At 58.5% G+C, this 26,074-nt stretch carries 25 protein-coding genes, 1 other RNA gene and 1 pseudogene; 15 read left to right on the forward strand and 12 right to left on the reverse strand.

The genetic code is table 11. The features are described 5' to 3' along the window. Window positions 1–59 precede the first annotated feature (59 nt). Together BZG29_RS07540 and BZG29_RS07545 are read right to left on the reverse strand one after the other, a co-directional pair. Window positions 60–302 carry a hypothetical protein gene (locus tag BZG29_RS07540; protein ID WP_077400701.1) on the reverse strand — a complete coding sequence of 81 codons (243 nt, stop codon included), beginning with the start codon at window positions 300–302 and terminating at the stop codon, window positions 60–62. Window positions 303–307: 5 nt separating this feature from the next. Then, the gene (locus tag BZG29_RS07545; protein ID WP_077400704.1) at window positions 308–1,057 is read right to left on the reverse strand and encodes a hypothetical protein; all 750 of its coding nucleotides are present in this window, start codon (window positions 1,055–1,057) and stop codon (window positions 308–310) included. A 251-nt stretch (window positions 1,058–1,308) separates the two neighbouring features. Here BZG29_RS07545 and BZG29_RS07550 point away from each other — a divergent pair, with 251 nt between their 5' ends. Continuing rightward, on the forward strand, window positions 1,309–1,551 hold the full coding sequence (locus BZG29_RS07550) for a hypothetical protein (protein WP_077400707.1): 243 nt from the start codon (window positions 1,309–1,311) through the stop codon (window positions 1,549–1,551). Window positions 1,552–1,598: 47 nt separating this feature from the next. Here BZG29_RS07550 and BZG29_RS07555 read toward each other — a convergent pair whose 3' ends face one another. Further along, complete coding sequence (locus BZG29_RS07555) at window positions 1,599–1,967, reverse strand: hypothetical protein (protein WP_150130823.1); 369 nt, start codon at window positions 1,965–1,967, stop codon at window positions 1,599–1,601. A 1-nt stretch (window position 1,968) separates the two neighbouring features. Beyond that, on the reverse strand, window positions 1,969–2,433 hold the full coding sequence (locus tag BZG29_RS07560) for a hypothetical protein (protein WP_150130824.1): 465 nt from the start codon (window positions 2,431–2,433) through the stop codon (window positions 1,969–1,971). A 239-nt stretch (window positions 2,434–2,672) separates the two neighbouring features. On the opposite strand from BZG29_RS07560, the gene BZG29_RS07565 reads away from it, so the two are divergent. The 3 genes from BZG29_RS07565 to BZG29_RS07575 all read left to right on the forward strand — a co-directional run bounded on the left by BZG29_RS07565 (window position 2,673) and on the right by BZG29_RS07575 (window position 5,713). Beyond that, on the forward strand, window positions 2,673–4,274 hold the full coding sequence (locus tag BZG29_RS07565) for a sensor domain-containing diguanylate cyclase (protein ID WP_077400716.1): 1,602 nt from the start codon (window positions 2,673–2,675) through the stop codon (window positions 4,272–4,274). Between the two features lie 133 nt (window positions 4,275–4,407). Beyond that, the gene (locus BZG29_RS07570; protein WP_150130825.1) at window positions 4,408–5,247 is read left to right on the forward strand and encodes a hypothetical protein; all 840 of its coding nucleotides are present in this window, start codon (window positions 4,408–4,410) and stop codon (window positions 5,245–5,247) included. A gap of 13 nt (window positions 5,248–5,260) precedes the next feature. Then, window positions 5,261–5,713, forward strand: a complete 453-nt coding sequence (locus BZG29_RS07575) for an HD domain-containing protein (RefSeq protein ID WP_077400722.1) — start codon at window positions 5,261–5,263, stop codon at window positions 5,711–5,713. Between the two features lie 278 nt (window positions 5,714–5,991). Here the strand turns inward: BZG29_RS07575 and BZG29_RS07580 are convergent, their stop codons facing one another. After that, window positions 5,992–6,408: a hypothetical protein gene (locus BZG29_RS07580; RefSeq protein WP_077400725.1), complete on the reverse strand. Its 417-nt coding sequence runs from the start codon at window positions 6,406–6,408 to the stop codon at window positions 5,992–5,994. Window positions 6,409–6,954: 546 nt separating this feature from the next. Here BZG29_RS07580 and BZG29_RS07585 point away from each other — a divergent pair. Together BZG29_RS07585 and BZG29_RS27665 are read left to right on the forward strand one after the other, a co-directional pair. Then, a complete protein-coding gene (locus tag BZG29_RS07585; RefSeq protein ID WP_077400728.1) occupies window positions 6,955–8,793 on the forward strand; it encodes an SUMF1/EgtB/PvdO family nonheme iron enzyme in 1,839 nt (612 codons plus the stop codon). A gap of 648 nt (window positions 8,794–9,441) precedes the next feature. Beyond that, complete coding sequence (locus BZG29_RS27665) at window positions 9,442–10,125, forward strand: YkgJ family cysteine cluster protein (protein WP_171984955.1); 684 nt, start codon at window positions 9,442–9,444, stop codon at window positions 10,123–10,125. Window positions 10,126–10,198: 73 nt separating this feature from the next. On the opposite strand, the gene BZG29_RS28420 is transcribed toward BZG29_RS27665, so the two are convergent. Beyond that, a complete protein-coding gene (locus tag BZG29_RS28420; protein WP_253192814.1) occupies window positions 10,199–10,567 on the reverse strand; it encodes a hypothetical protein in 369 nt (122 codons plus the stop codon). On the opposite strand from BZG29_RS28420, the pseudogene BZG29_RS28075 reads away from it, so the two are divergent. Together BZG29_RS28075 and BZG29_RS07600 are read left to right on the forward strand one after the other, a co-directional pair. Beyond that, window positions 10,538–10,768: pseudogene (locus BZG29_RS28075) on the forward strand (capsid portal protein); the annotation flags it as partial. The gene BZG29_RS28420 and the pseudogene BZG29_RS28075 sit on opposite strands and share 30 nt — an antisense overlap. Next, complete coding sequence (locus BZG29_RS07600) at window positions 10,765–10,980, forward strand: hypothetical protein (protein WP_077400730.1); 216 nt, start codon at window positions 10,765–10,767, stop codon at window positions 10,978–10,980. The pseudogene BZG29_RS28075 and the gene BZG29_RS07600, both read left to right, overlap by 4 nt. A gap of 391 nt (window positions 10,981–11,371) precedes the next feature. Here BZG29_RS07600 and BZG29_RS27670 read toward each other — a convergent pair whose 3' ends face one another. The 6 genes from BZG29_RS27670 to ompA form a co-directional block, all read right to left on the reverse strand. Continuing rightward, window positions 11,372–12,331, reverse strand: coding sequence for a sce7725 family protein (locus BZG29_RS27670; protein WP_150130828.1), 960 nt, complete (start codon window positions 12,329–12,331; stop codon window positions 11,372–11,374). A gap of 71 nt (window positions 12,332–12,402) precedes the next feature. Then, window positions 12,403–13,248, reverse strand: coding sequence for a sce7726 family protein (locus BZG29_RS07610; RefSeq protein WP_253192815.1), 846 nt, complete (start codon window positions 13,246–13,248; stop codon window positions 12,403–12,405). A gap of 282 nt (window positions 13,249–13,530) precedes the next feature. Continuing rightward, window positions 13,531–13,891, reverse strand: a transfer-messenger RNA (tmRNA) gene (gene ssrA, locus BZG29_RS07615). 83 nt (window positions 13,892–13,974) lie between these two features. Beyond that, complete coding sequence (locus tag BZG29_RS07620; protein ID WP_077409007.1) at window positions 13,975–14,679, reverse strand: HAD-IA family hydrolase; 705 nt, start codon at window positions 14,677–14,679, stop codon at window positions 13,975–13,977. 68 nt (window positions 14,680–14,747) lie between these two features. Then, a complete protein-coding gene (ubiG, locus tag BZG29_RS07625; protein ID WP_077400739.1) occupies window positions 14,748–15,443 on the reverse strand; it encodes a bifunctional 2-polyprenyl-6-hydroxyphenol methylase/3-demethylubiquinol 3-O-methyltransferase UbiG in 696 nt (231 codons plus the stop codon). Between the two features lie 127 nt (window positions 15,444–15,570). After that, complete coding sequence (ompA, locus tag BZG29_RS07630; RefSeq protein WP_034782001.1) at window positions 15,571–16,281, reverse strand: outer membrane protein OmpA; 711 nt, start codon at window positions 16,279–16,281, stop codon at window positions 15,571–15,573. Window positions 16,282–16,937: 656 nt separating this feature from the next. On the opposite strand from ompA, the gene gyrA reads away from it, so the two are divergent. The 7 genes from gyrA (at window position 16,938) to aroA (ending at window position 26,065) form a co-directional block, all read left to right on the forward strand. Beyond that, window positions 16,938–19,622, forward strand: a complete 2,685-nt coding sequence (gene gyrA, locus BZG29_RS07635) for a DNA gyrase subunit A (protein WP_077400742.1) — start codon at window positions 16,938–16,940, stop codon at window positions 19,620–19,622. Between the two features lie 107 nt (window positions 19,623–19,729). Next, window positions 19,730–20,314: a DUF2059 domain-containing protein gene (locus BZG29_RS07640; RefSeq protein ID WP_077400745.1), complete on the forward strand. Its 585-nt coding sequence runs from the start codon at window positions 19,730–19,732 to the stop codon at window positions 20,312–20,314. Between the two features lie 27 nt (window positions 20,315–20,341). Further along, window positions 20,342–21,433: a 3-phosphoserine/phosphohydroxythreonine transaminase gene (gene serC, locus BZG29_RS07645; RefSeq protein ID WP_077400748.1), complete on the forward strand. Its 1,092-nt coding sequence runs from the start codon at window positions 20,342–20,344 to the stop codon at window positions 21,431–21,433. 82 nt (window positions 21,434–21,515) lie between these two features. After that, window positions 21,516–22,586 carry a prephenate dehydratase gene (gene pheA, locus BZG29_RS07650; RefSeq protein ID WP_077400751.1) on the forward strand — a complete coding sequence of 357 codons (1,071 nt, stop codon included), beginning with the start codon at window positions 21,516–21,518 and terminating at the stop codon, window positions 22,584–22,586. Window positions 22,587–22,677: 91 nt separating this feature from the next. Then, the gene (hisC, locus tag BZG29_RS07655) at window positions 22,678–23,784 is read left to right on the forward strand and encodes a histidinol-phosphate transaminase (protein WP_077400753.1); all 1,107 of its coding nucleotides are present in this window, start codon (window positions 22,678–22,680) and stop codon (window positions 23,782–23,784) included. A 4-nt stretch (window positions 23,785–23,788) separates the two neighbouring features. Continuing rightward, window positions 23,789–24,694 carry a prephenate dehydrogenase/arogenate dehydrogenase family protein gene (locus tag BZG29_RS07660; protein ID WP_171984956.1) on the forward strand — a complete coding sequence of 302 codons (906 nt, stop codon included), beginning with the start codon at window positions 23,789–23,791 and terminating at the stop codon, window positions 24,692–24,694. 15 nt (window positions 24,695–24,709) lie between these two features. Beyond that, entirely contained in the window at window positions 24,710–26,065 is a 1,356-nt protein-coding gene (gene aroA, locus BZG29_RS07665) for a 3-phosphoshikimate 1-carboxyvinyltransferase (RefSeq protein ID WP_077409009.1), read from the forward strand. Window positions 26,066–26,074: the final 9 nt, after the last annotated feature.

Raw genomic sequence — 26,074 nt, forward strand, 5'->3', positions numbered from 1 at the left:
GCAAAGGTGGCGTATGTTACCCGACGCGCGCCAGGCGGGGCGCCATGCTACACCTCACCTCAGGCGGCCACGACGACGAGGTCGGGGAAGTCGTCCTGCCAGCCTTCCCACTCGTCTTGCAGATGGGCGTGCATGCCGGCCCGGTCTTGCGCCAGATCAAACGCGTCCGCGCTGGCCAGCAGAAAATGGGCGATGGCGCGCAGGGTGGCCGGATCGGCCTGTATCGTCACGTCGGAGCAGGGCAGGGGCCGTTCTGCGGCCGCGTCTTGCAGATAGCAGTGCAGCGATAAATGTGGGGTCATGAGGTTCAGTTGTTGATGTAGGCGCCCAGCATGGCGTGTGCGTTCAGTGCGGCGCGGGCCGCTTCCAGTTCCCCAGGCTGCAGGTGCCAGAAGATCCAGCCGGCATGCTCTTCGCAGCGGCCATACGCCTGCATCGCAGCGCGCAGTGCTTGCCGGCGCTCGGGCGGCAGCGCATCCAGTCTGGCTTGCGTGAAACCATTGATGGGATATACATCGCGCAGGTGCGCATCTTGCAACCCGCGCCGCTTGATGGCTGCCCAGTTATTGGCGGGGCAAGGCGTGCCAAAGGTCATCGGATGGGCCTCATCGAGCTGCCGGTAGCCGAGTGCGTAGCCGGTACCATAGCCCTGCGTTTCAGCGTAGCAGTACACATATTCGCAATGCTCAAACAGGCCGGGTATGGCCCGCGCACCGTCGAACAGCGGCGCCAGCGCAAGCTTGCTGGCGCGTATGGACAGAACCAGCTCCGAGCCCGATGAATACATGGCCTGCGCGTCGCAGTTGACGGCCTCGTAAGCTTCTTCGGGCGGTACGAGACGCGGCGAAAGCAGTCCGATGCTGTTGGTCTCTGGCGCGAACAGCATCTTCTCGTAATTTCGCTGTGAGAACTTGACGATTTTGCCGCGCTTGTTGCCGTAGCGCTCGACGGGTTCGCCGATGTGCGCGAACCAGGCAAACAGCTGCGCGCTGGCCGCAGCGGCAATGAAGGGGGTATTTTTCTTGAATTCGCCTACGAGGAAGTGATATTGGTCCATATGTCGTTATTAGGGATGGGCAACGCGCATGATGCCATGCGCGGGCACCTGGCGCCAGCGCGCGCACCGCAGCGATGGCGCCGGATGGGGGCGATAGAAAAAGATGCACGGCAGGACGGCGCAACGGCCTGCTTGAGGCGTATGATGGAAATACGGATGTGGTTGCCGCAAGGCAGTGCGACCGGCACGCGCCAGCACGTCCTGCAGGTTTTTTTTCGTGGTTTTGGCAGCAGTAACAACGAGGAGACATCATGGACAAACCCGAATTCATCCTGGCCGCCAAGGCCATGGAAACCCTTGAGATGTATCAAACGTTCTACGGCCATTCACAGGAATACCAGGCGCACCAGCAGGAAGTGCTGAAGCTGCTGCGCCACAAGGGCGCCTCTCTGCTGGTGTCGGACCATGGCCCGGCGAAGTTTTTATTGGCGTTCGCCGATGCGCTGGAAGTGGCGGGCTTGCCGGGCGAGTATGTGCCGTTGAGCCGAAGGTAGGGGACGCGGGAGCCTGGCTGTTTAATGGCTGCCAGGCTGCATGGGCGCTAGCAAATCGAGCCACCTATGCTTTTGCCACTGCGCAGGTTAAAGCCGAAGTAGCACCTGTAGCCGTCATGATCCCGGACACAGGAAACATTTTCCTTATCGCGCTGCCGAAAGCCTTTCTCCAAACTGCAGCGCTCTTTCGAGTCTGGCCCCATCGAATCAAACATGTCCTTGGCAACGGCCCCCGTGACCATGAAAGAAATCTTGCGGTCATGCGGTGTGGGAGGCTGTTGCTCGCCCAAGGTATTCGAATAAATCAGATAAGACCCCTTGAACTGTTTGTCTGCGCCCCAGTCGCTGTTGCCACCTGCATAGGCCGGTGAAAACAGGGTGAGGGCGCTCAGCGCCATAGGCCATAGTGTTTTCATATCAGGCTCTCAGTTCCAGATGAAAGTGATGGTCGTGATTTTTGAATGGCGTCACGAATGGAATGTGGGTATCGTTAAACAGCACCCTGCGCACGCTGGCATGGGCACGAAAAAGTGCGATGAGCTTTGCCGTCGCGGCTTGATCGTAGTCTCTGTCATACCAATAAACAGGGAGTTGAAGGCCGTCCTTGCGCAGCGGGCGAATGTCCACTTCCAAGCCGGATTTGTGGGTTGAGTGCTGGCCATAGGCGGTTCCGTTAGCCAGACTGATGTTGCCAATGCCAAATTGCCGGTCATCGACCGCTTGCCATTCGCGCTCCACATACAGGAGTGCCATCATCATGTTCGGATGCGCATATTGACCCGCGCCCCTGCCAGGGGTGCCATAGACGTAATAGCCTGCACCTTCCGGAGCCTGCGGCAGGATGAAAAATCCACGCTTGTCCCTGGGCTGTACTTCAAGCATGCTCAACTCCGCTATACGCAACGCTGGGGGAACTGGTATTGTTTCGCATTCCGCTTCATATAGGATTGCGCTTCCGCAAACAATTGCGGGCTGGAACAGGAGTCAACGCCGCCATGGCGGAAAGAACACCTTGCCCGGCCAGTGTTGCGGTAACTTTTTTATATCTTTGTGACGATGTGTGAGTATGTTGCTGCCTATTTGGTGCACACTTTGCCGGATATCAAACCGGGAGTTAATCCATGACCAGGTCACGCAGCTTGCCGCCACGCCTGTTGGGTGCCGGTTTCCGGGGATTCTCTTTGTTGCCGCTGGCTATCTTCTTTGTCGTGCTGGTGTGCTTGTCGCTCCTGGCGATCCAGTTATGGATGACCTTGCGCGCACGGGAAGTGCAGCTCAATGAAGCGGCCCGTGAAAGCGCCAATCTGGCGCAATCCGTTGCGCAGCATGCCTATGACACCATCAAGGAAGCCGATACGGTGCTGGTCGGACTGGTGGAGCGGGTGGAGACAGATGGTGTCTCCGACCTTGAGCTGGAGCGTATCCATAAATTGCTGGTCACCCGTGTCGGCGAGCTGCCGCAGCTGCACGGCATCTTCATTTATGCCAAGGATGGCAGCTGGCTGGTGAACTCCCAGAAAACGCTGTTGAGCAATCTGAATAATTCTGATCGGGATTATTTCAACTACCATCGAACGCATGAGGACCGCGGGCCCTATGTCGGCCCTCCCGTGCGCAGCAAATCGACCGGGGACTGGATCGTCACGGTATCGCGGCGTATCAATATGCCGGACGGCAGTTTCGGCGGCGTGGCGCTGGCGACCATCGATATGCATTATTTCAGGCAGTTTTATGAGCGCTTTTCGATAGGGAAAAAAGGCGCCATTTTCATTGCGAATGGAAAAGGCATTCTTTTATTGCGAAGGCCGTTCGATGAAAGCATGCTGGGGCGCGATCTTTCGCAGTTTCCTTTATTTCATGATTATTTGTCCAAGAGCCCCGTTGGCACGGCCGTGATCAAGTCGCGGGTCGATGGCGTAACGCGTATCAACAGCTACCGAAGAATCGAGGAATACCCGCTGGTGGTCTCTGCCGCCTTGTCGCAGGAAGAAGTGCTCGCCGAGTGGCGTCTCGACATGATTTTGCAGAACGCGGTGGGTGGCGTATTGGTACTGCTGATTGCCTTCATCGGTTACCGCGTGGTGCGGCAAATCGATTTGCGGGTCAAGAGCGAGGCGGGTTTGCTGGAGGCGCGTAACGAGCTGGAGTTGATCAATGAAACCCTGGCCCGCCTTGCCAACCAGGATGGGCTGACGGGACTGGCGAACCGGCGCCACTTTGACCAGTCGCTGCTTGCCGAATTCAGCCGTGCGCAGCGTGAAGGCAGCGCCATGGGACTGGTGTTGATCGATGTCGATTTCTTTAAGCAATACAACGATATCTATGGCCATGTGGCCGGCGACGAGTGCCTGAGAAAAATTGGCAAGGTGGTGGCCTACAGCATGCGCCGGCCGGGAGACCTTGCTGCGCGTTATGGCGGCGAGGAAATGGTCGTTTTATTGCCCGGCACGGATATGGCTGGCGCCTTGGCGGTGGCGGAAGGCGTGCGCGATGCCGTGCAATCGCTGGGAATCGAGCATCGGGGCAATCCTCCTGGCGTGGTGACGGCCAGCGTCGGCGTGGCGGCATTTATGCCGACGCATCTGGAAAACCAGGCAGTCGAGCTGCTTGAGTTCGCTGACAAGGCCCTGTACAAGGCCAAGGCAGCCGGCAGAAACCGGGTCTGCTTTGAATCTTCCTTTGAAAGTGCGGTGCAGGCTGTGACTGTTTTGGCGTTTCGATAGCAATTTTGAAGGGGCGGGGCCGGCGTGGGCTGTGCGCTGCGTCCTCGGTGGCGCGTGCGCCAGCCGCGTCCATGTACAATCGGCAACATCCGGATCGACGTATCCGCCCCTTCATTGCGGAGTACGCCTGAGCGTGCCACAAACATTGCAAACCTGGCTGCTGGCCTGGCGGGAAGCCTTCACGTGCATCGGCCTGGGATTGCGCGATGCGCGTCATGCGGGGCTGTGGTGGCGCTCCGCGCTGTGGTGCATGGCGGTCGTGGCGTTGTGGCTGGGGCTGTATAGCTGCTTCGGCCGTTTTTTTGTCGAGCTGAGCGCCATGCTGGCGCTGGTGTCCGTCACCGGCTTGCTGGGCCTGGGCGTGATGGATGGCGTCGGGACATTGGCCAACGGGCCTGCCACGCTTTCTCAGATGGGCAATATCGCCGGCAGTCTGGGCAGCGCTGCCCAAGCCCTGTTGTCGATCGGCCAGATCGCCCTGGCCTTGCTGGCGCTGGCCACCTTGTTCTATGTCATGGTCTTTATTGTCTGCGCCATCGGCACGGCGCGCTTGCCGCTGCGCTGGTTCTTGCTGGAGCGCGCCAAGGCGGTGGCGGCGCGCCGCTATGCCGGCTGGCAAGCGCCGGCAAGCCTGGCGCTGTCCGCCGCACGCCCGGCCTGGTGGCGCCGCCTGTTGCTGCTGCTTTCCCTGCTGATCCCCGTGTGGGCCATGTGCGTGCTGATTGCTTGTCTGCTGGCCTGGAACGTGCAAGCGATCTATGGCGCGGCGGCAAAGGATGTGCTCGACGAGCAACAGCAAGCGGTGTTGCGCCGCGCACAGCGCCCGGCGATCTTTGCCCTGGGTCTGCTGCTGTGTTTGCTGATGCTGATACCGGTGCTCAATTTACTGGTGCCAGTCTTGCTGTGCAGCAGCGTTTGCCATTTGCAGCGCCGCGGCTGGCGCGCAACGGGATCAGCAACCAACGTGGAGTGAACAAGGAGTAAACATGAGTGAACACGCAAGACGCGGCACCCTGGAACGCGCCATTCAAATCGCCGCCACCACCCATGCCGGCCAGACGGACAAGGGCGGCGCGCCCTACATACTGCACCCCTTGCGCGTGATGCTGCGCGTCGCCCCCGGCGCCCAGCAGATCGTCGCCGTGCTGCATGACGTGGTGGAAGACAGCGACGGAAAAATCACCTTCGACGACCTGGCGCACGAAGGATTCTCGCAAGAAGTCATCGACGGCGTGCGCGCCGTGACCAAGGTCGAGGGCGAGTCGTACGAGGATTTCATCGTCCGCGCAGCCCTGAATCCGGTCGGCAAGGCCGTCAAGCTGGCGGATCTGGCGGAAAACAGCGACTTGTCGAGGATAGGGGCGCCGACGCCGAAGGACCTGGAGAGGATAGAGAAGTATCGGCGGGCGATCGCGTATTTGCGGAGGGATGTTTCTTAATTTTAAGGTGGGCGGTGTACCTTCGCGCTGGCTTAACGTCATCGCATCAACTGGCGGCAACTCCCCAATACAATCTCAGCAACGTACGGATGTTTGATCCTTCGCAATGCACAGAAAATGCATAACGGCACAAAATCCTGGTGTGCGCGTGTTTCTTTGCGAACGTGCGGGGATTGCCGCTGTGATTTCGGTTTCGATTTTTCGACGGGGCTGAAGTATTGGGGGCGCGGCGGGCAGTGTCGCGTGTGGGTAGCCGCGCGGCGGTGGCCCTTTGATGGTCACCGGGTACGCCTAAAAGCCTTGCGGATGGCTTGCTCGACGGGGCGGTCTATCAGCGCCAGGACGATGACCACGACAGCGGTAACAATCAGTCCCTCCAGTAAATCAGGACCCGGAAAAAGTTGCTGATTGGCGATGCCGTCAGGCACTGTTGCACGCTTCCACAGAAGGAGCACCAGGGCCGCGCCAGCGGCGAGCAGCATCGCCGGTCGACGATGGTGCAAGCGGGCGATTTGCCCCATCAGCAGCGCGATACCCCACGCAAAGGGATAGAAGCCGTGGTCGAACAGGATCATGCGCTCATCGTAGTAGGCGCCCGTGTACCAGGCAAAACGGGAGAGGCCGAAAAGACCATAGGCGACGAGGGCCACGGCTAGCACGAGGAAACTGGAGGAAAGAAGGCGGGCAATTTTCATGGTTTGGGTTTCTCTGCCAATCCCTCGATATTGGGCCCGATCAGGTAGCGCTTCTGCTTGGTTACTTGGATAGTCTTGCCTTTGCTGACTATAACTCGCTGGCCGTGTCTGTAGTGCGGTTTTTTCGCCGCCGCCATGGCTGCTCGGGTCACCTTTGCGTATGATTTCAGCGGGCATAAAGGTGCAAGTTTCTAGACTTGGTAAAGGTGGCATATTTATTAATTTTATTCGCGTCAATCTGATGCTTGGCCATGGCTGGTTTTAAGTCTTTGGGAGCGAGGGGCAGTTCCGCCATTCGGAAATGACCTGCGCATTGAATGTCACGTAAATAAATTTGCCATCTAGGCTGAACGCATATATCCTAATAGTGCGCTTAATTGCGTGCGTGTGCGTGCTACGTTGCCAGGAAGCTGTCCCCCGGTTAAAAAGCCAAAAAGGACATTATTTGTTCCTTTCGCATTCTCCAAATCCTTGTTGTTAGGCTTGATCATTGTTGCCTGAGGCAGCACGGCTCACTACGCCGTGGCATTATCTTTGGAGAAGTGCATGAATACCGAAAATCTGTTGCGTGCAATGCGTAAGGTTTATCTTCTTACCCCGAAGCCTGGCCTGTCGGCATCTGAGGACGAAATGTTCTGGTCCATGTGCCTTAACGGACTGCATGAGGAAGATATCAGAAAGTCCGTAACTTCCCTCCGTCAAGATCGGGAGATGCGTGGCGTTGCCGTTTCAAAATCGAAAAGCCTCAAAGTCACCGACCTGCAAAAGGCGCTTGCCGTCACGCTTGGTGCACGGTCCTACGATCACTGGTGCAAAACCGAACAGCCCCGAATTCTTGGCTTTCTTGCCGAAAATGGCATGAATCAACCCGCTGACCTGATCAAGTGGCCTTGTCTGCCGGGATTTACGAAAACCCTGACCGCACATCGCCTGGCCGACCGTTTTTTTAACTCGGGCTTGCCGCTTCCAAAACGCTTGTTCACTGGTGTCGGATCGCTGTTGTTTGCGGCATCTGGTTATGGCCGCCTGGATATCCATGAACTGGCAGGCAAGAATATGTACGCGGATGAGGAACGACTCGAATATTGCGAGCTTTATGCAAATGAAGTGGTATTGCGTGCTAACGATATGCGAACTCAATGGCCGAATGCCCCTGAATTCGTTGATTTGACAGGGCGGATGCTGCTGCTGAATGCGGTATCTGAATTTGTCGGCGGTATGTACAACTTGCTTGGCGATAACCTGATGGCGCCAATGCTGGAAGCCACAGTTTTTACCGCTTATAACGTAAGCGAGAAAGAAGCAGCATTTGACCGCAAGCTATTCCAGATTTTTCGGGCAGAAATAGAACGCAGCGAAGATGGCTGGGTCGATGTTATTCCTCTACCTGGAAACGACAACATCATATTCCTGAGGGGAGCCGATGGTAAATTTGACTGGGTCATCAGGAATCAAAGGGATACACCGTTCATTGAGAATTTTCTTTTCCCCGTATTTAACTCGAATGAACTGCCATCTGCATTGCTAAATTCGAAATTGGCGGCCCATCTTTACTTCAGGCAGGGAGAGTGGCAGGATCGTCTCATGCACGATGCTGAACAGCGTCATTACGCCGAAGGCGGTTCGGTTGCGACTTGGCCCGGGTACGACAAATTGCTTGCGCGTGAGTTGATGGCAGAAAGAGGATATATTCCCTCGCGCCAGCTGGATGCTCAGCAAACAAAGGGATTTTTACCGCACCGTATCAGGAACCGGTGCCTGATGATCTCGCCTCTGATCACAGTCGACGAGTTCTGGAAATTCTATGAGAACAGCGAATGGCGCCAGATCCGTTCGGAGAGGTTGAGAAAGATAAAACTTACCATTGAAGAGGATTTGGCAGCAGTTAATCTCCATGATCATGGCAATCTTCCAGTCAGTGTTACATGGTTTGATGCGATTGCTTATTGCCGTTATGTCGAGGATAAAACAGGACTTCCGGTGCGTTTGCTTGAGATTGATGAATGGCAACAGATTTGTCCGAATCCTGCACGGGATTTGGAAAAGGACGGTTGGGGTGATCTGACATGGGGGCTGACCGGTGGAGATGGCTTAACTGGAGGGGGGTATTTCGAGGCGTGCCCCGAGGGCGGTTCGCTACGCTTTGGCAAGGAGCTGGCCTGGTCGTTGAATCGCGAAGGTCTGCAATTTTTGTCCGTGGTTGACTTTGGCGAGTGGCTTGCTGATTACGGTTTGGGACATGCCCCAGCTGCAAATGCTGCCACTGGGAGAGCCCTGATGACAGGTCCACTCGAGCGTGACAAGTGTCCGGCACATCTCACGATGCGCTACAAAGGCTTAAAAGTTGGCTTCCGCATCTGTTACGTCGCCCAACTTGACGCTTAACCTCACTTCGGATGGCGCATATGAAACAACGCCAGAAGGAAGAGATTTTTTGCGTCCGTAATTGGAGGGGGGCGAGGGGCAGTTCCTCCATTTGGATACGGCCTGAGCAGTGAGTGTTGTCGTTAGGGAAGCCGCCTGCGGCGCAAAACCTGGCCAGAAGAATCGGAGGGGGTTGCGCTTGCAAGCGCAACCCGGTTTTGCGGCGCCGAGCTGCGCTCGCCGAAGGCCCCGCAAAACCCCCGCGCCGTACCGGACGCGGATTCGATGCTCGCGTTCTGCATGCATGGAATAAATAAAAAGGGCCTCCCCGCTAAAACGGGGAGGCCCTTTTTATTTATTCAGTGGTGGAGATGGCAGAAATCGAACCTACCGTAAAGCTATAGTTATAGCGAACTTTCAAGCATGTACTGTCAAATTGCCGCCAATTAGATTTAGTTGTGACGGAATAGCTGCAGGCTAGATGGGAAAGCCAAAATTCTCTGCAGTGCGATGATGTCAGAGCCTCGCCAGGGGCGACTGAGCTCTACATCGCTGTCTTTGCTAACCAGCAAAGGATATTATCCTGCATAAGTACTGAAAGAAATATTGTTTTTTTAAGTAATATATTTAAAGGATTGAAACATGCATGTAAAGTCACAGGACGACCTCATGGGCGATGTCATCAAGGTTTTTGGCGAGATTGAACCTTCTTTGCCAGCGGTCTTTAACGGGTTAGGAAAGGGGCCAGTCACGCAGCAGACCATGCGCTTCTATACTGCTTTTGAAGATATGATCACTCGGTCAAATAGTCCAATAAGCTGTAAGTCCGGCTGTACCTACTGTTGTCATTATCATGTAATGGTCTCAGCCACTGAGACATTTGCGATTGCCGAGGCTATAGAAAAGCTGCCACAGGCCAGGCGTGATGTTGTCATAGGTCGTGTTCACAATGTCGCAGCACGTACACGAGAGATGACGTCTGAAGTCTACACGACCACAAATGTGGAATGTGCGATGCTGCTAGACGGAAAATGTTCGATTTATGCCGCGCGACCTATAGCTTGTCGCGGCCATCACTCAACCGACGTTAGCGCATGTAAAGAGACGTTTGATGATGTACATTCGACGACGCTTGGGATGAAGGACTATCATCGCGAGGTGGTGTACAGAGCTTTTGACAATGCACAGCTGGCTGCAAACCTCCGAGCTAACGTTGACGCGACGAAATACGAGTTGCATGCTGCGCTGTCGACGGCCCTGAATAAATCGTCTTCTTTTAAGCGTTGGAAAAGCGGAAAGTCGGCATTTCCCGAAGTCGCTGATAAGGTAACGCTAGCCGAAATGGGAGGCTGAGTGTAATTTCCTGCAGCATGATGGGGTGCGGCTGCTTGGCAGCCGCCGTGCAAGAAAATCGTTAGCTCATACTTTATGAGTCTGAGTCAGAAATAATGCCGAAGATGTTTTCTGCTTTGGCGCCAGCGTCTAAGTTGGCGTTAGGCATCCAACGCCCATATACCCTGGCAATCATTGTCCAGTCAGCATGCCCCATCTGTTTTGCCACCCACATAGGGTGTTCACCGGCCGAGAGCATCATGCTTGCGTAGGTGTGCCGCGTCTGATAAGGGTCGCGATACCGCACGCTAGCGTTTTGCAGAATGCCGGTCCATAGTGTCTTGCGAATCGGCTGGTCACCCTCCCAACGCCGCACCAGACGCGGATTTTGAAAGACTTCTTCGCCCTTCGCCCAGGTGAATACCTTTTGCTCGTGCAGCGCGACGACCAGCTGGCCGCGCACCGCGTGCCGCCCCAGCTCATGGGCATCCTGCCGAACAATGCCGGCGGCTTCGGCGCCGTGGAAGCTGCCGCGCGCGTCTTCGCCCGTAACGAGCTGGTGCCGCTGCAGGCGCAGTTCGAAGCGATCAACGAGTGGGCCGGCGTGGAAGTGGTGCGCTTCGTCCCGTATGACCTGGCCACGGGCGGGGAGGGCGCGGCATGAGCGATCACATCGACAACACGGGCAAGATCATCTTCGCCGAGGTGGCGCGTGGCCTGGCTGCCGTGCGCGGCCGGCCTGCCCTGGTGGCGCATGGCTGCTGCCACTACTGCGACGAGCCACTGGCGCCCGCGCTGCTGTTCTGCAATGCGGACTGCCGCGACGACTACGACAAGGAGCTGGCGGCCAAGGCGCGCGCTGGCCGCGCAGGATGACCGCTACACCGTGATAGCCGGCAGGGCGGGGCCGCGACAGCGCAGCCGCGCCAGAACGCCACAGCCACCGCACAAGCCGCCCACGGGGCGGCTTTTTCATGTCCCGGCAAATGACGTTGCTCTTGGAGCAAGAAAAAGGCCCATTTCGGCCCGGCGCGCGCAGTTGTCCCCCCTCCACACCTGCTCGCTATATAGGGCTCTTTTGACTCAAATGTGCGCCATGGCCGAAGGCGCATGAGGACTGGGGCGGCAGGGCGAAGAAGGGGCGTGCGATTTGACGCATTTTGACGTACTTTGAAGTGGTTCTTGCATCGAGTTATACCGGTAGCGGATTGCTATTTAATGATTTATTGGCAATCCTCTTGTGAGTATTTTTAGTTAGATAGAATTTTTATATTCCGGCCAGTAGTAGGTCATGAATGCGAGCAATGTGATGTAATACTTGGCGTTCTTTATTCTTTCCTAGCCCCGGAAAGTGATCACTTGCATGATCATTGAGATATTCCTGAATTGCCGGATTATGCCCTATTTCAATTGGGTGTTTGAGGTAAGTATTTTTAAATTTTTCCAATGCTTCCAAATACTTTCCTTCAACCGTACCCAAGTCTCGGTCGGTCTCGTCGGAAATGAAATGGTAAACCCATATTTCGTCCTTTTTGAGATCTCGATATGTAATATGCATTGCTACAGCACCAGGGCGGCCACCACCTACATTGAAAGGTTCGCCGATGACTGTGTAATCGCCAAAGCCTACTCCATGCTCTCTGAAGGTCTTATGACTGTCTGAAAATAGCTCTGTGCTGCCATAATCTGCGTTTCGAAGCTGCTTGTTGAAGCCGTCAACGACATGAACCAGTTTAGTAGGGGGCAGTATTTTTAGATGGGAATCCGAGATTTTTTTCTGCAGTACGATATGGTAAGCAATATTTTTTATTGCCATTAGGGAAATATTGTCTGCTTGTGGTAGGGCGCAATTGCGATAAAGCAATGCTATTCCACGTCCCTCATACTTTGCCGCGTATTTTTCAACAGCGCTGAGTTTGGGAGATCTAGCTCCGCTATGCAGTAAAACACCTGGAATTAGCGAGCTATACTTTTCAAAGCACGTCTTTAACGTCTCTCTCCAGTCATCCGGAACCTTATCCTTAAAGTCACCCTGAGTAGGGTTTGCAATGACTATTGCGGTCTTATTTTCCTTACCTATGATCTCAAGGCAACGAATAAGATCACCTGAGTTACTATTTACTGGTTCTATAATTGGAACCACTAGCTCTGGGTCCAGATATTTGCTGTTTGCGCTACGCAACGCAAGTAATTCATGTCTACGGCCATAAACATACGGAAAATACATGACGGCAACTCCTAAAGGAAGAGAGAACAAACCATATATACATACGGCCGAACCTCCTCATTGAGAGTCTGTTACGTCCCCAACGGACAGGAAAGTAAATCAGTCAGCGTTCCCCGTTGACGGTTTGAGAGAGGGGTCGCATAGCCGAGCGCTCGCAAAGAAGGCGGCAATAACGAAATAAAGTCTACCGTACTTTTATCTGTAGTGCGAGCGCGAAGTGCTTTCACAAAGACTCGATGGGCTTCTTCTGGAGATAAATTAAGAAAAAGTTTTTCACAATAGGCGGCAATGACACCGTTTGGTAATGTTGGCGATTCGCCGAACAATTCCTTTGTGGCGCTTAAGTACTCGGCTCGCCTCAAACACCTGAACACCGCACGTGGCTCGACATTTTCGATGTTTGAACGTGCCTCTCTAAGAGGGGAGAGTGCGTGTTTAGGACTTAAAACAATTAGACCAACCTTCGGATCAAGCTCTCGCTCGTAGCGTTCAACATGATTTGGATGGGTGACGACGTACACCTTATCAAAGACTCGTAAATAGTCCGCAGTTTGGCTTTTGAGACGTTTGCTACTATCGAATTCAGTTTTAATTTCATACGCAGTACTGGTGCCATTCGCAATAGCAACATCAACGATTGAACTTCCCACGCCAAGTTCTACTTGAAAACTCGCTGTGCGAGGGCTGTGTCGCTTGAATACTAGGCGAGTCGCCAGCTCATTTTTGTACACATACTCATTGCGATACCCTGCTGCCAAGATTTCCCAGCCATCTTCAAAGGCCGATGCAAGGGTTGCTGGCCTAAGGGGATTTTTAGAAATTAAGGCATGCTTTGCAAGAATATCTAATACTGGATGAGGGTTCCCAGTTCGTGCCAAATTCGCGAAGACTGGCCGCGTGAATACTTTTGCTAGCATGCGAAGGTCTTGCGTTGTTGTCATTTGGTGAGTATTGATGTGTCGTTTATGGCGCAGTAGCAGCACATTTTCACCCTGTAGACAGGGGATTGAATGTTGAAATTCTAGCAAATATAAGGTTGCTTTGCGATAAATAAATGATCGGAAGCATTAGTCAGACGATGGTGTTCTTCAACAAAAAAGGCTGTCATTTTGTTGTCATTCCTAGGCTAAAACAGCCCAAAAACAACCCAAATAATGACAGCCTTCTTCTTGCTAACTACTTGATTCTAAACAATTCAGTGGTGGAGACGGCGGGAATCGAACCCGCGTCCGCAAGCACTCCACAGACAGTTCTACATACTTAGCACTATCATTTAATTTAACTCAGCCAGCACGGATGTGCACGTTATGGGCAAGCGAGTTACCTATTATTTAGTCGGACGCTAAGTAACCCAGCATACGACGAGTCCCTGTAAATGACTCTAGAGCTTTTGACGGCCCACCCCAGGGACGAGGTGTTCTAGAGCTAACAGCGATTAAGCTGCCAGTGCGTACGAGTTATCGTTTGCAGTTAAGTTTTTTCAGGTTGTATTTACGAGGTAGCCCGCCCTCGGTATGCCCTGCGCTGCTTTGCAACCCACGTCGAAACCAGGTCGTCCCCACAGAACCTTCATTGTAGCGCAATCTGACCACTCTTGCATGGCGCATTCGCTTGCTGGTGTGCCAGATCAAGCGCAGGCCGATTTATGCCGCCAATTGCCGGGCCTGCGCCGCCTTCACCACCGCGCTGACCAGCTCGAGCAGCGCATGCGGGGTATCCAGCAGGTGGTCGGCGTTCCAGTGCTGCGGTTCGACGGGGCCGCAGTAGCCCCAGGCGCAGGCCACCGTGCGCATGCCGGCGGCGCGGCCGGCCTGGATGTCGCGCAGGTCGTCGCCCACGTACCAGCAGTCTTGCGGCGCCAGGTCCAGGCGGCGCGCCGCTTCCAGCAGGGGGGCGGGGTGCGGCTTCGGATGCGCCATGGTGTCGCCCGAGACCACGCAGCCGGCGGCACCGAGGCCGATCTGGCCGACCAGCGGGTCGGTGAAGCGGGCGGCCTTGTTGGTGACCACGCCCCAGGCCAGGCCCAGCGCTTGCAGGCCTTCCAGCAGGGCGGGGATGCCGTCGAACAGGCGGCTTTCCACGGCCAGGGCCGCTTCGTAATTGTTCAGGAATCCGTCTTTCAGGGCTTCGTAGCCGCTTTCGCCGGGGCCGATGCCGTAGGACGCGACTATCATGCCGCGCGCGCCGGCCGAGGCCGTGGGGCGCAGGACGTCATACGGGGTCGGCGCCAGGCCGGCGCGCGCGCGCAGCAGGTTGATGGCCGCCGCTAGGTCGGGCGCGGTGTCGGCCAGGGTGCCGTCGAGGTCGAACAGGATGGCGCGCGGGGCTGGCAGATGGTCAGTGATCATGGCGGACAAAGTGTGTCAAGTAGGAATGAAAAATGGCGGCCGCAGCCGCCTTGTATTGTGCGTGATGGTTACAGCGGCCGGGTGCAGGCCACCAGATAATTGACGCTGGTATCGCTATTAAGTGAGTAAATCTTGGTCAGCGGATTGTAGCCCATGCCGCGCATGCTGTTGACGTCCAGGCCGGCGCTGCGCACGTATTGCGACAGTTCGGACGGGGTGATGAATTTGTCATAGTCATGCGTGCCTTTCGGCAGCAGGCGCAGCAGGTATTCGGCACCCAGGATGGCGAACAGGTACGCTTTCGGGTTGCGGTTCAGGGTCGACAGGAACACGTGGCCGCCCGGTTTCACCAGCGCGGCGCAAGCCTTGACGATGGCGGCGGGGTCCGGCACGTGCTCGAGCATTTCCATGCAGGTCACGACGTCGTACTGGCCTGCCTCTTCCTCGGCCATGGCTTCGGCGGCGATCAGCTTGTAGCGTACCTTGGCGCCCGATTCCAGGCTGTGCAGGTCGGCCACTTTCAGGGCCTTGTCGGACAGGTCGATGCCCGTCACGTCGGCGCCCTTGCGGGCCATCGATTCGGCCAGGATGCCGCCGCCGCAGCCGATGTCGATCACGCGCTTGCCGGCCAGCGGCACTTTCGCGTTGATCCATTCCAGGCGCAGGGGGTTAATTTCGTGCAGGGGACGAAACTCGGAAGTGGGGTCCCACCAGCGGTGGGCCAGCTCACTGAATTTTTGGATTTCGAGAGGGTCGGCGTTCATAGGTCGAATAATAGCGGCAATTTTACAATCGGGCAGCCACGGACGAAAAAAAACCCCGCCGTGGCGGGGTTTTTCATGCTGTTCTTGACTTGCGCGATGACTTGCGGCAAGTCCAGGGGGGCAGCTATTACTTGTTGCGGGTACCAACAACTTCGATTTCCACGCGACGGTTTTTCGCACGGCCTTCGGCAGTTTTGTTATCAGCAACAGGTTGTTTCTCGCCTTTGCCTTCGGTGTACACGCGGTTGCTTTCAACGCCTTTGGTGACCAGGTAGGCTTTGACAGCATCAGCACGACGTACCGACAATTTTTGGTTGTAAGCATCGGTGCCGACGGAGTCGGTGTGACCCACAGCGATGATGACTTCCAGGTTGATGCCGCCCAGTTGTGCGGACAGCTCGTCCAGCTTGGCTTTGCCTTCTGGCTTCAGCGTAGCTTTGTCGAAATCGAAGAATGCATCAGCAGCGAAGCTGACTTTTTCCGAGGTAGGAGCAACAACGACTGGTACTGGTACGACAACGACTGGTGCCGGTGCTGGTACGACTGGTGCTGGAGGAGCCACGCATTTGCCGTCTTGCAGGGTTTCTGGCTCTACGCACAGTGGCACGTCGCAACCTGGCACTGCGTCAGCAGGTGTCCAGTAGCCGGTACGCCAGCACAGGCCGAATGGGTCACGCACGATTACGCCGCGGGCATCTTGCACGTAAGCGCTTTTTGGGCTTGGTGCTTTGATGTCAGTGGTAACTGGCGCGAATGGTGGGGAGGTTGGGGTTTGGGCCGAAGCCGAGCCAGCAATCACTGCGGATGCAGCGAAAAACAGCGTTACAAATTTATTCATTCTTTTTTCCTTTCGGGGGGTGATATCCGCAGAACAACACTGCGCTACTGGTGCTACGTGCCAAGATTTTATCATGTAGACCATATGCGCTCGTTTCAGATTGCGAAACTAGCAATTAACTTCCCAGTCATTTTGCCACACGCATCAGGGGCGCACGACCGTGGTTAAATCAAAGCTTGCCCGATTTTAGACCGCGCGTTGTTTTTGCGCAACGAAAATGCCCATTTGTAACGCGTCTGTAACAATTGATCGTTTTTTTTGCCTCTTTTAAGGGCAGGTGTCTTGAACTGATATTGCCATTGTGCATTATCGACAGGTCAGGCTGCACGGCTCCGGTGCAAACTGCCAATCTTGTTGGTATGGCCAATTTGTACAGGTAGCCGGGCGCGCATGCTAAAATCGTGCGCTTGACTGTTAAGAGTGTCGGGCAAATGCCCACGGCGGCACTGCATGGCCAGCACGTACCACTGCGGTACACGTACTGGCCGTGCCGCCAGCCCGCCGATTTGTTCCGGCACTCTGCGACATGGAAGCCGGGCCGCGCCAGCAGCGCGCGGCGCGGCGTCCACGACGACAGCCACCCAGGATATGCAGTATTGCGTCATACATTGCGTAACAGATAAGTTAACCACAGCCTGAGATCAGTCGAACCGCCAATGGATCAATTCGCAAAAGAAACAATTCCTATTTCCCTCGAAGAAGAGATGCGCAAGAGCTACCTCGATTACGCCATGAGCGTGATCGTCGGTCGCGCCTTGCCCGATGCGCGCGATGGCTTGAAGCCAGTGCACCGCCGCGTCTTGTTCGCGATGCATGAAATGAACAACGTGTGGAACCGCCCTTACGTCAAGTGCGCCCGCGTGGTCGGCGAAACCATGGGTAAATACCATCCCCACGGCGATGCCTCGATCTACGACACGCTGGTGCGCATGGCGCAGGATTTCTCGCTGCGCTACATGCTCGTCGATGGCCAGGGCAACTTCGGTTCCGTCGACGGCGACGGCGCCGCGGCGATGCGTTACACCGAGTGCCGCCTGGACAAGATCGCCAGCGAACTGCTGGCCGATATCGACAAGGACACCGTCGACTTCCAGCCCAACTACGATGGCAAGGAAAAGGAACCGACGGTCTTGCCGACGCGTATCCCGAACCTGCTGATCAATGGCTCGTCCGGTATCGCGGTCGGCATGGCGACGAACATTCCGCCACACAACATCACCGAAGTCATCGACGGCGCGCTGCACGTGCTGCGCAACCCCGAGTGCACGATCGATGAGTTGATCGAGCTGATCCCGGCGCCGGACTTCCCGACGGCCGGCATCATCTATGGCGTGTCCGGCGTGCGCGACGGCTACCGCACGGGCCGCGGCCGCGTGGTGATGCGCGCCAAGACCCACTTCGAAGAATACGGCAAGGATGGCGGCCGCATCGCCATCATCGTCGACGAGCTGCCATTCCAGGTCAACAAGAAATCCTTGCTGGAACGCATCGCTGAAAACGTGCGCGACAAGAAGCTCGACGGCATTTCCGACATCCGCGACGAATCCGACAAGTCGGGCATGCGCGTGGTGATCGAGCTGAAACGGGGCGAAGTGCCGGAAGTGGTGCTGAACAACCTGTACAAGCAGACCCAGTTGCAAGACACCTTCGGCATGAACATGGTGGCCCTGGTCGATGGCCAGCCGAAGCTGCTGAACCTCAAGCAGATGCTGCAATGCTTCCTGTCGCACCGCCGCGAAGTGGTGACGCGCCGCACCGTGTTCGAACTGCGCAAGGCGCGCGAACGCGGTCACGTATTGGAAGGCCTGGCTGTCGCGCTGGCCAACATCGATGACTTCATCGCCATCATCAAGGCCGCGCCGACGCCGCCGATTGCCAAGGTCGAACTGATGGCCAAGGCCTGGGATTCGTCCGTCGTGCGCGAAATGCTGGCCCGCACGGGCGACGGCTCGACGCCAGGCGGCATCGACGCCTACCGTCCGGAAAACCTGCCGAAGCACTATGGCATGCAGACGGATGGCCTGTACAAGCTGTCGGACGACCAGGCGCAGGAAATTCTGCAAATGCGCCTGCAGCGCCTGACCGGCCTGGAACAGGACAAGATCGTCAACGAGTACAAGGACGTGATGGAACATATCGCCGACTTGCTCGACATCCTGGCCAAGCCGGAACGCGTCACCATCATCATCACCGACGAAATGACGGCGGCGAAGAACGAATACGGCGCCGGCAACAAGGACGTGCGCCGCTCGCAGATCGAATTGAACGCGACCGACCTGGAAACGGAAGATCTGATCACGCCGCAGGACATGGTCGTGACTCTGTCGCACACCGGCTACATGAAGGCCCAGCCGATCACCGAATACCGCGCGCAGAAGCGCGGCGGCCGCGGCAAGCAGGCCATGGCGACGAAAGAGGAAGACTGGATCGACCAGCTGTTCATCGCCAATACGCACGACTACATCCTGTGCTTCTCGGATCGTGGCCGCATGTACTGGCTGAAGGTGTGGGAAGTGCCGCAAGGCTCGCGCAATTCGCGCGGCAAGCCGATCGTCAACATGTTCCCGCTGCAGGACAACGAAAAGATCACCGTGATCCTGCCGCTGTCGGGCGAGAACCGCACGTTCCCGGAAGACCATTACGTGTTCATGTCGACCAGCCTCGGCACCGTCAAGAAGACGCCGCTGAAGGATTTCAGCAATCCACGCAAGGCCGGCATCATCGCGGTCGACCTGGACGACGGCGACTTCCTGATCGGCGCGGCGCTGACCGACGGCCAGCACGACGTGATGCTGTTCTCCGATTCGGGCAAGGCAGTGCGCTTCGACGAAAACGACGTGCGTCCGATGGGCCGTACGGCGCGCGGCGTGCGCGGCATGAACCTGGAAGAAGGCCAGCACGTGATCGCCCTGCTGGTGGCCGAGAACGAGCAGCAGTCGGTGCTGACGGCCACGGAAAACGGCTACGGCAAGCGTACGCCGATCACCGAGTACACGCGCCATGGCCGTGGCACGAAAGGCATGATCGCCATCCAGACCAGCGAGCGCAACGGTAAAGTGGTTGCCGCGACCCTGGTCGATACCAGCGATGAAATCATGCTGATCACCACCGGTGGCGTATTGATCCGCACCCGCGTGTCGGAAATCCGCGAGATGGGCCGCGCGACGCAGGGCGTGACCCTGATCGCCGTGGAAGACGGCACCAAGCTGTCCGGCCTGCAGCGCGTGGTGGAGACGGATATCGACGAAGTCGAACTGACGACGGAGGCGGGCCAGGAGGCTGCGGCCGCGCCGGCAGCGGCTGAACCGGCCGATCCTGTCGACCCGGCGCAGCCGGAGTAAGATGATTGGGGCTCTTTCGGGAGCCCCAATTGCTGTTGGCGTGCCAGTTGCGGCGCCAGCCTGCGTACCCCCAGATAGTTCCCCGCTTTTGTAAAGTCCCGCATGCCATGAGAAAAATCGTCGCCACCTTCTTCGCCGCGTTTTCGCTGGCCTTCCTTGCGACCCTGCCGGCCCTGGCCCAGAACGCGCAGGCCACGCCCGCCCGCCAGGCGGCGCCCAGCCCCGCCATGAAAGTGGCCGTGCGGCGCATGCTCGACGCGATGCAGTTCCCGCAGCTCACGCGCAGCATCTTCGACCAGATGCTGCAATCGGTGCCGGCCATGATCCGCCAGTCGGCGCAGCAGCAAATCAACAGCAACCCGAAGCTGGACGAGCAGCGCAAGGCGCGCGCGCTGGCCAGCGCCGAGGAAGAAATCCCCCTGGCCATCGGCACCCTGACGCAGGTGCTGGCCGACCCGACCCTGATCGACGAGCTGGCCGCCGAAATGGTGCCCCTGTACGCGCGCTTTTACACGGTGCCCGAAGTCGAGCAGCTGACGGCCTTCTACAAGACGCCGCTGGGCCGCAAGATGCTGGCCACCATGCCGCAGCTGTCGGCCGAATCGATGGCCATCAGCCAGCGCGTGCTGATCCCGCGCGTGAATGCCGTGCTTGACCAGGTCATGCGGGCGGCCACGCAGTCGCCCCAATAAGATTCCCATTTTGCCAAGGACCATATCGTGACCCATATCTACAATTTTTCCGCCGGCCCCGCCGTCCTGCCCAAGGAAGTGCTGGCGCAAGCGGCTGCCGAGATGCAGGACTGGCATGGCAGCGGCATGTCGGTGATGGAAATGAGCCACCGGGGTCCCGAATTCATTTCCATCTACAAGCAGGCAGTGGCCGACCTGCGCGAGCTGCTGGCCGTGCCCGACAACTACAAGATCCTGTTCCTGCAGGGCGGTGGCCTGGGCGAGAACGCCATCATTCCCATGAACCTGGTGGGCCTGGCTGCGCAGCAGCCGGCCACCGTGGACTTCGTGCACACGGGCTCGTGGTCCGGCAAGTCGATCCAGGAAGCGGCCAAGTACGCCAACGTGAACGTGGCCGCGTCGTCCAAGGCCGCCCGTTTCACGGGCGTGCCGCCGGTCGCCGAATGGCAGCTGACGCCAGGCGCCGCCTACCTGCACATCTGCACCAATGAAACCATCGACGGCGTGGAATTCCAGCAGGCGCCGAACGTGCCGTCCGGGACCACCATCGTGGCCGACATGTCGTCGCACATTTTGTCGCGCGTTATTGATGTATCGCAATATGGCGTCATCTTCGGCGGCGCGCAGAAAAATATCGGCCCGGCCGGCCTGACCCTGGTCATCGTGCGCGAAGACTTGCTGGGCAAGGCGCTGCCGATCTGCCCGTCGGCCTTCGACTGGAGCATCGTGGCCGAACATGAGTCGATGTACAACACGCCGCCCACCTACGGCATCTATATCGCCGGCCTGGTTTTCCAGTGGCTCAAACGCCAGGGTGGCGTTGCAGCCATGGAACAGCGTAATATTGAGAAGGCGGCGCTGCTGTACGCGGCGCTCGATGCGGACGACTTTTACCAGAACCGGGTCGACCCCGCATACCGCTCGCGCATGACCATCCCGTTTTATCTGCGCGATGAAAGCTTGAACGACGCATTCCTGGCCGGCGCGAAACAGCGCGGCCTGCTGCAACTGAAGGGCCACAAGTCCGTCGGCGGCATGCGTGCATCGATCTATAACGCGATGCCGATCGAGGGCGTGCAAGCCCTGGTCACCTATCTGAACGAGTTTGCCGGACGCTGAGTCGCTTAACCGACCGCGCCGGCCCGCCGCCGGCGCAGGCCGCGCGGCCATGATTGAAGTACAGCTGACGAAACAAACAACCATGACCGATAAATTGAAACCGCTGCGCGAACAGATCGATGCGATCGACGCGCAAATCCTCGAACTGCTGAACCGCCGCGCACAAATCGCCCAGCAAGTGGGCCACGTGAAGGCCGAGACGCAGGCGCCCGTGTTCCGCCCCGAGCGCGAGGCGCAGGTGCTGCGCGGCGTGGCCGAACGCAATCCCGGCCCCATGGGCGACCGCGAAGTGCAGACCATCTTCCGCGAAATCATGTCGTCCTGCCGCTCGCTGGAAAAGCGCGTGACCGTGGCGTACCTTGGCCCGGCCGGCACTTTCAGCGAACAGGCCGTGTACCAGCAGTTCGGCAGCGCCGTGGAAGGCTTGCCATGCGCGTCCATCGATGAAGTATTCCGCTCCGCCGAGGCGGGAACGGCGGATTTCGGCGTGGTGCCGATCGAAAATTCCTCGGAAGGCGCCGTCAACCGCACCCTGGACATGATGCTGCAGACGAGCCTTATCATCAGCGGCGAGGTGGCGATCGCCGTGCACCACAGCCTGATGACGAAGAGCGGCAACATGGATGGCGTCACCGCCATCTGCGCCCACTCGCAGGCGCTGGCGCAGTGCCAGGTGTGGCTGAACCAGAATTACCCGCACATCGCGCGCCATGCCGTGGCATCGAATGCCGAGGCTGCCCGCATGGCCGGCGAAGACGGCACGGTGGCAGCCATCGCCAGCGAACTGGCGGGCGCGCAGTACAAGCTGGGCGTGGTCAAGGGCCATATCCAGGACGACCCGCACAACCGCACGCGCTTTGCCGTCGTGGGCACCTTGCAGACGGCGCCGTCGGGCAAGGACCAGACGTCGCTGGTGCTGGCCGTGCCGAACAAGGCGGGCGCCGTGTACCAGTTGCTGGCGCCCCTGGCGAAACACGGCGTGTCGATGACGCGCTTCGAGTCGCGCCCGGCGCGCATGGGCAGCTGGGAGTATTATTTCTATGTCGACGTGGAGGGCCACGTGCACGACGCAGCCGTCGCCCAGGCGCTGGCCGAGCTGCAAAGCAATGCGGCGTTTTTCAAGGTGCTGGGGTCGTATCCGGTCAGTTTGTAACCCGGTAAAGGCCGGGGTCGGACCCTCAGGCTCCGACCCCAGTCCTTGCTTTTGGGTTTCACCAATCATTCACCAACTTTTAAAGAACACCATGTCTAAAAATATCGGTCCAGAATACGTCCGCGCCATCGCCCCTTACCAGAGCGGCAAACCGATCGCGGAAGTCGCGCGCGAATTCGGCCTCGACGAGGCAGCCATCGTCAAGCTGGCGTCGAATGAAAACCCGTACGGCATGCCGGAATCGGCCAAGCAGGCGATGATCGCCGCCATCGATGACCTGGGCCGCTACCCGGACGCCAACGGCTTCGACTTGAAAGCCGTGCTGTCCAAGCGCTATGACGTGCCGGCCGACTGGATCACCCTGGGCAACGGCAGCAACGACATCCTGGAAATTGCCGCGCACGCGTTTGTGCAGCATGGCGAATCCGTCGTGTATTCGCAGTATTCGTTCGCCGTGTACGCGCTGGCCACGCAAGGCCTGGGCGCACGCCACCTCGTCGTGCCCGCGCAAGCCTATGGCCATGACCTGGACGCCATGGCGGCGGCGATTGCCGACGACACGCGTTTGATTTTCATCGCCAACCCGAACAACCCGACCGGCACCTTCCTGACGGCGGCGCAGCTCGAAGCCTTCCTGCAGAAAGTGCCGGCGCATGTCGTCGTCGTGCTGGACGAGGCCTACAACGAATTCCTGTCGGCCGACGAGCAGTACGAGTCGACGGCGTGGGTGCGCCAGTATCCGAACCTGGTGGTCTCGCGCACCCTGTCGAAGGCGTATGGCCTGGCCGGCCTGCGCATCGGCTTCGCCATCGCCCAGCCGGTGCTGACGGACCTGATGAACCGCATCCGCCAGCCATTCAACGTCAACTCGCTGGCGCAGGCGGCCGCGATTGCCGCCCTGAACGACAAGGCCTTCCTCGAGCAAAGTGCGCGCAACAACGCGGCCGGCTACCAGCAGTTCACGGAAGCGTTTGCGCAACTGGGCCTGGAATACGTGCCGTCGCACGGCAATTTCGTGCTGGTGAAGGTGGGCGACGACGACGGCGCCGGCGCCAGAGTCAACCTGGCGCTGCTCAAGCAGGGTGTGATCGTGCGCCCCGTCGGCAGCTATGGCTTGCCGCAATGGCTGCGCATTTCCATCGGCCTGCCGCAGGAAAACGCCATCTTCATCGCCGCGCTGACGAAAGCGCTGGCCTGACGCCATGACGACGCCTGCACTGAAGAAGGTCGTCATTTTTGGCGTAGGCCTGATCGGCGGATCGTTCGCGCGCGCCTTGAAACACGCGGGCGCGGTCGGTACGGTAGTCGGCATGGGCCGCTCGCCGGCCTCGATGGTGCGCGCGCTCGAACTGGGTATCATCGACGAGATCGGCGGCGATATGGCTGAGGCCTTGCTTGGCGCCGACCTGGTGCTGCTGGCCGCGCCCGTGGCGCAGACGGGGCCCATCCTGGCATCCATCGCGCCGCACCTGCAACCCGGCACCATCGTCACCGATGGGGGCAGCACGAAGAGCGACGTGGTGGCGGCCGCGCGCGCGGCGCTCGGCGGCAAGGTGGCGCAATTCGTGCCCGGCCACCCGATCGCGGGGCGCGAGACGAATGGTCCCGACGCCGCCATCATTGATCTGTATCAAGGCAAGAAAGTGGTGCTCACGCCGCTGGCGGAAAACGCCGCGGACGACGTCGAGCGCGTGGCGGCCGCCTGGCGAGCCTGCGGCGCCATCCTGCACACGTTGACGCCCGAAGAACATGACAAGGTGTTTGCCGCCGTCAGCCATCTGCCGCATTTGCTGGCCTTTGCGCTGGTCGACGACATCGCCAACAAACCGCACGCGGGCCTGCTGTTTCAATACGCGGCCAGCGGCTTTCGCGACTTTACGCGCATTGCCGGCTCATCGCCGGAAATGTGGCGCGACATCAGCCTGGCCAACCAGCCGGCGCTGCTGCACGAACTGGACGCCTACCTGGCGCAGTTGACGGCCTTGCGCGCCCACCTGGCCGCGAACGACGGCGCCGCCATCGAGGGCGTGTACGCGAACGCCCAGCACGCGCGGCAGCAATGGATCGAGGCGATCGAGACGGCGGAAGTTCCCGCGCCCGCACAATAATTGAAGGATTCCAGCATGACCCAGACCAAGCACTACCCCCACCATATCGACTTGAAACCGGTGATGCACGCCGAGGGCACGGTGCGCTTGCCCGGCTCGAAAAGCATTTCCAACCGCGTGCTGCTGCTGGCCGCGCTGGCCAAGGGCACGACGAAGATCGTCGACTTGCTCGCCTCCGACGATACCTTCGTCATGCTGACGGCCCTGACGTCGCTGGGCGTCAAATGGACGCAGGACGAGTTGCAGGGCGACCCGGCCACCGCGCACCAGATCCACCACGTGGAAGGCTGCGGCGGCGTGTTCCCGCACCACGAGGCTGACCTCTTCATGGGCAATGCCGGCACGGCGATCCGCCCGCTGACGGCGGCGCTGGCCGTCATCGGCGGCGACTACACGCTGCACGGCGTGTCGCGCATGCACGAGCGCCCGATCGGCGACCTGGTCGACGCGCTGAACGCCGTCGGCACGCAGATCGAATACACGGGCGAGCAGGGCTTCCCGCCGCTGCGCATCCGCCGCGGCCACATCCACGCGCAGCGCATCGCCGTGCGCGGCAACGTGTCGAGCCAGTTCCTGACGGCCCTCTTGATGGTGGCGCCGCTGATGGCGCGCGACCATGCCGTCACCATCGATGTCACGGGCGAGCTGATTTCGAAGCCATACATCGAGATCACCCTGAACCTGATGCGCCGTTTCGGCGTGACGGTCGAACATGACGGCTGGCAGTCGTTTACCGTGCAGCCGGGCCAGCAATATCAAAGCCCGGGCACCATCCACGTGGAAGGCGACGCTTCGTCGGCCTCGTATTTCCTGGCGGCTGGCGCCATCGGCGGCGGTCCCGTGCGCGTGGAAGGCGTGGGACGCGACAGCATCCAGGGCGACGTGCGGTTTGTCGAAGCCTTGCAGCAGATGGGCGCGACCATCACCATGGGCGAGAACTGGATCGAAGCCCGTTCGAACGGCATCCTGAAAGCCGTCGACATGGACTTTAACCACATCCCCGACGCGGCCATGACGATCGCCGTGGCAGCCCTGTACGCAGACGGCACTTCGACCTTGCGCAATATCGCCAGCTGGCGCGTAAAAGAGACGGACCGCCTGGCCGCCATGGCAACGGAGTTGCGCAAGCTGGGCGCGGAAGTGGAAGAGGGCGCGGATTACCTGCGCGTGACGCCGCCGGCGCAGATTCTTGCCGCCACCATCGACACGTATGACGACCACCGCATGGCCATGTGCTTTTCGCTGGCCTCGCTGGACGGCGCCGCCCGCCGCGGCAACGAGATGCGCATCAACGACCCGAAATGCGTGGCCAAGACCTTCCCCGAGTATTTCGCCGCGTTTGCGGGGATTGCCAAAGACACCCTGATTTAATTGATTGCT

This window comes from Janthinobacterium sp. LM6, from assembly GCF_002002885.1.
GTDB classification, from domain to species: Bacteria; Pseudomonadota; Gammaproteobacteria; order Burkholderiales; family Burkholderiaceae_D; genus Janthinobacterium; species Janthinobacterium kumbetense.

Coding starts and splice junctions, on each gene's coding strand:
- ubiG (WP_077400739.1), bottom strand. CDS start 15,443: ATGAACGCCGACCCTCTCGAAATCCAAAAATTCAGTGAGCTGGCCCAC.
- BZG29_RS07555 (WP_150130823.1), bottom strand. CDS start 1,967: ATGAAAACACTATGGCCTATGGCGCTGAGCGCCCTCACCCTGTTTTCA.
- gyrA (WP_077400742.1), top strand. CDS start 16,938: ATGGATCAATTCGCAAAAGAAACAATTCCTATTTCCCTCGAAGAAGAG.
- BZG29_RS27670 (WP_150130828.1), bottom strand. CDS start 12,331: ATGTATTTTCCGTATGTTTATGGCCGTAGACATGAATTACTTGCGTTG.
- BZG29_RS07580 (WP_077400725.1), bottom strand. CDS start 6,408: ATGAAAATTGCCCGCCTTCTTTCCTCCAGTTTCCTCGTGCTAGCCGTG.
- BZG29_RS07640 (WP_077400745.1), top strand. CDS start 19,730: ATGAGAAAAATCGTCGCCACCTTCTTCGCCGCGTTTTCGCTGGCCTTC.
- ompA (WP_034782001.1), bottom strand. CDS start 16,281: ATGAATAAATTTGTAACGCTGTTTTTCGCTGCATCCGCAGTGATTGCT.
- BZG29_RS07545 (WP_077400704.1), bottom strand. CDS start 1,057: ATGGACCAATATCACTTCCTCGTAGGCGAATTCAAGAAAAATACCCCC.
- BZG29_RS07660 (WP_171984956.1), top strand. CDS start 23,789: ATGACGACGCCTGCACTGAAGAAGGTCGTCATTTTTGGCGTAGGCCTG.
- BZG29_RS07600 (WP_077400730.1), top strand. CDS start 10,765: ATGAGCGATCACATCGACAACACGGGCAAGATCATCTTCGCCGAGGTG.
- BZG29_RS07540 (WP_077400701.1), bottom strand. CDS start 302: ATGACCCCACATTTATCGCTGCACTGCTATCTGCAAGACGCGGCCGCA.
- BZG29_RS07575 (WP_077400722.1), top strand. CDS start 5,261: ATGAGTGAACACGCAAGACGCGGCACCCTGGAACGCGCCATTCAAATC.
- pheA (WP_077400751.1), top strand. CDS start 21,516: ATGACCGATAAATTGAAACCGCTGCGCGAACAGATCGATGCGATCGAC.
- BZG29_RS07620 (WP_077409007.1), bottom strand. CDS start 14,679: ATGATCACTGACCATCTGCCAGCCCCGCGCGCCATCCTGTTCGACCTC.
- aroA (WP_077409009.1), top strand. CDS start 24,710: ATGACCCAGACCAAGCACTACCCCCACCATATCGACTTGAAACCGGTG.
- BZG29_RS27665 (WP_171984955.1), top strand. CDS start 9,442: ATGGGCGATGTCATCAAGGTTTTTGGCGAGATTGAACCTTCTTTGCCA.
- BZG29_RS07565 (WP_077400716.1), top strand. CDS start 2,673: ATGACCAGGTCACGCAGCTTGCCGCCACGCCTGTTGGGTGCCGGTTTC.
- hisC (WP_077400753.1), top strand. CDS start 22,678: ATGTCTAAAAATATCGGTCCAGAATACGTCCGCGCCATCGCCCCTTAC.
- BZG29_RS07560 (WP_150130824.1), bottom strand. CDS start 2,433: ATGCTTGAAGTACAGCCCAGGGACAAGCGTGGATTTTTCATCCTGCCG.
- BZG29_RS07610 (WP_253192815.1), bottom strand. CDS start 13,248: ATGCTAGCAAAAGTATTCACGCGGCCAGTCTTCGCGAATTTGGCACGA.
- BZG29_RS07550 (WP_077400707.1), top strand. CDS start 1,309: ATGGACAAACCCGAATTCATCCTGGCCGCCAAGGCCATGGAAACCCTT.
- BZG29_RS07585 (WP_077400728.1), top strand. CDS start 6,955: ATGAATACCGAAAATCTGTTGCGTGCAATGCGTAAGGTTTATCTTCTT.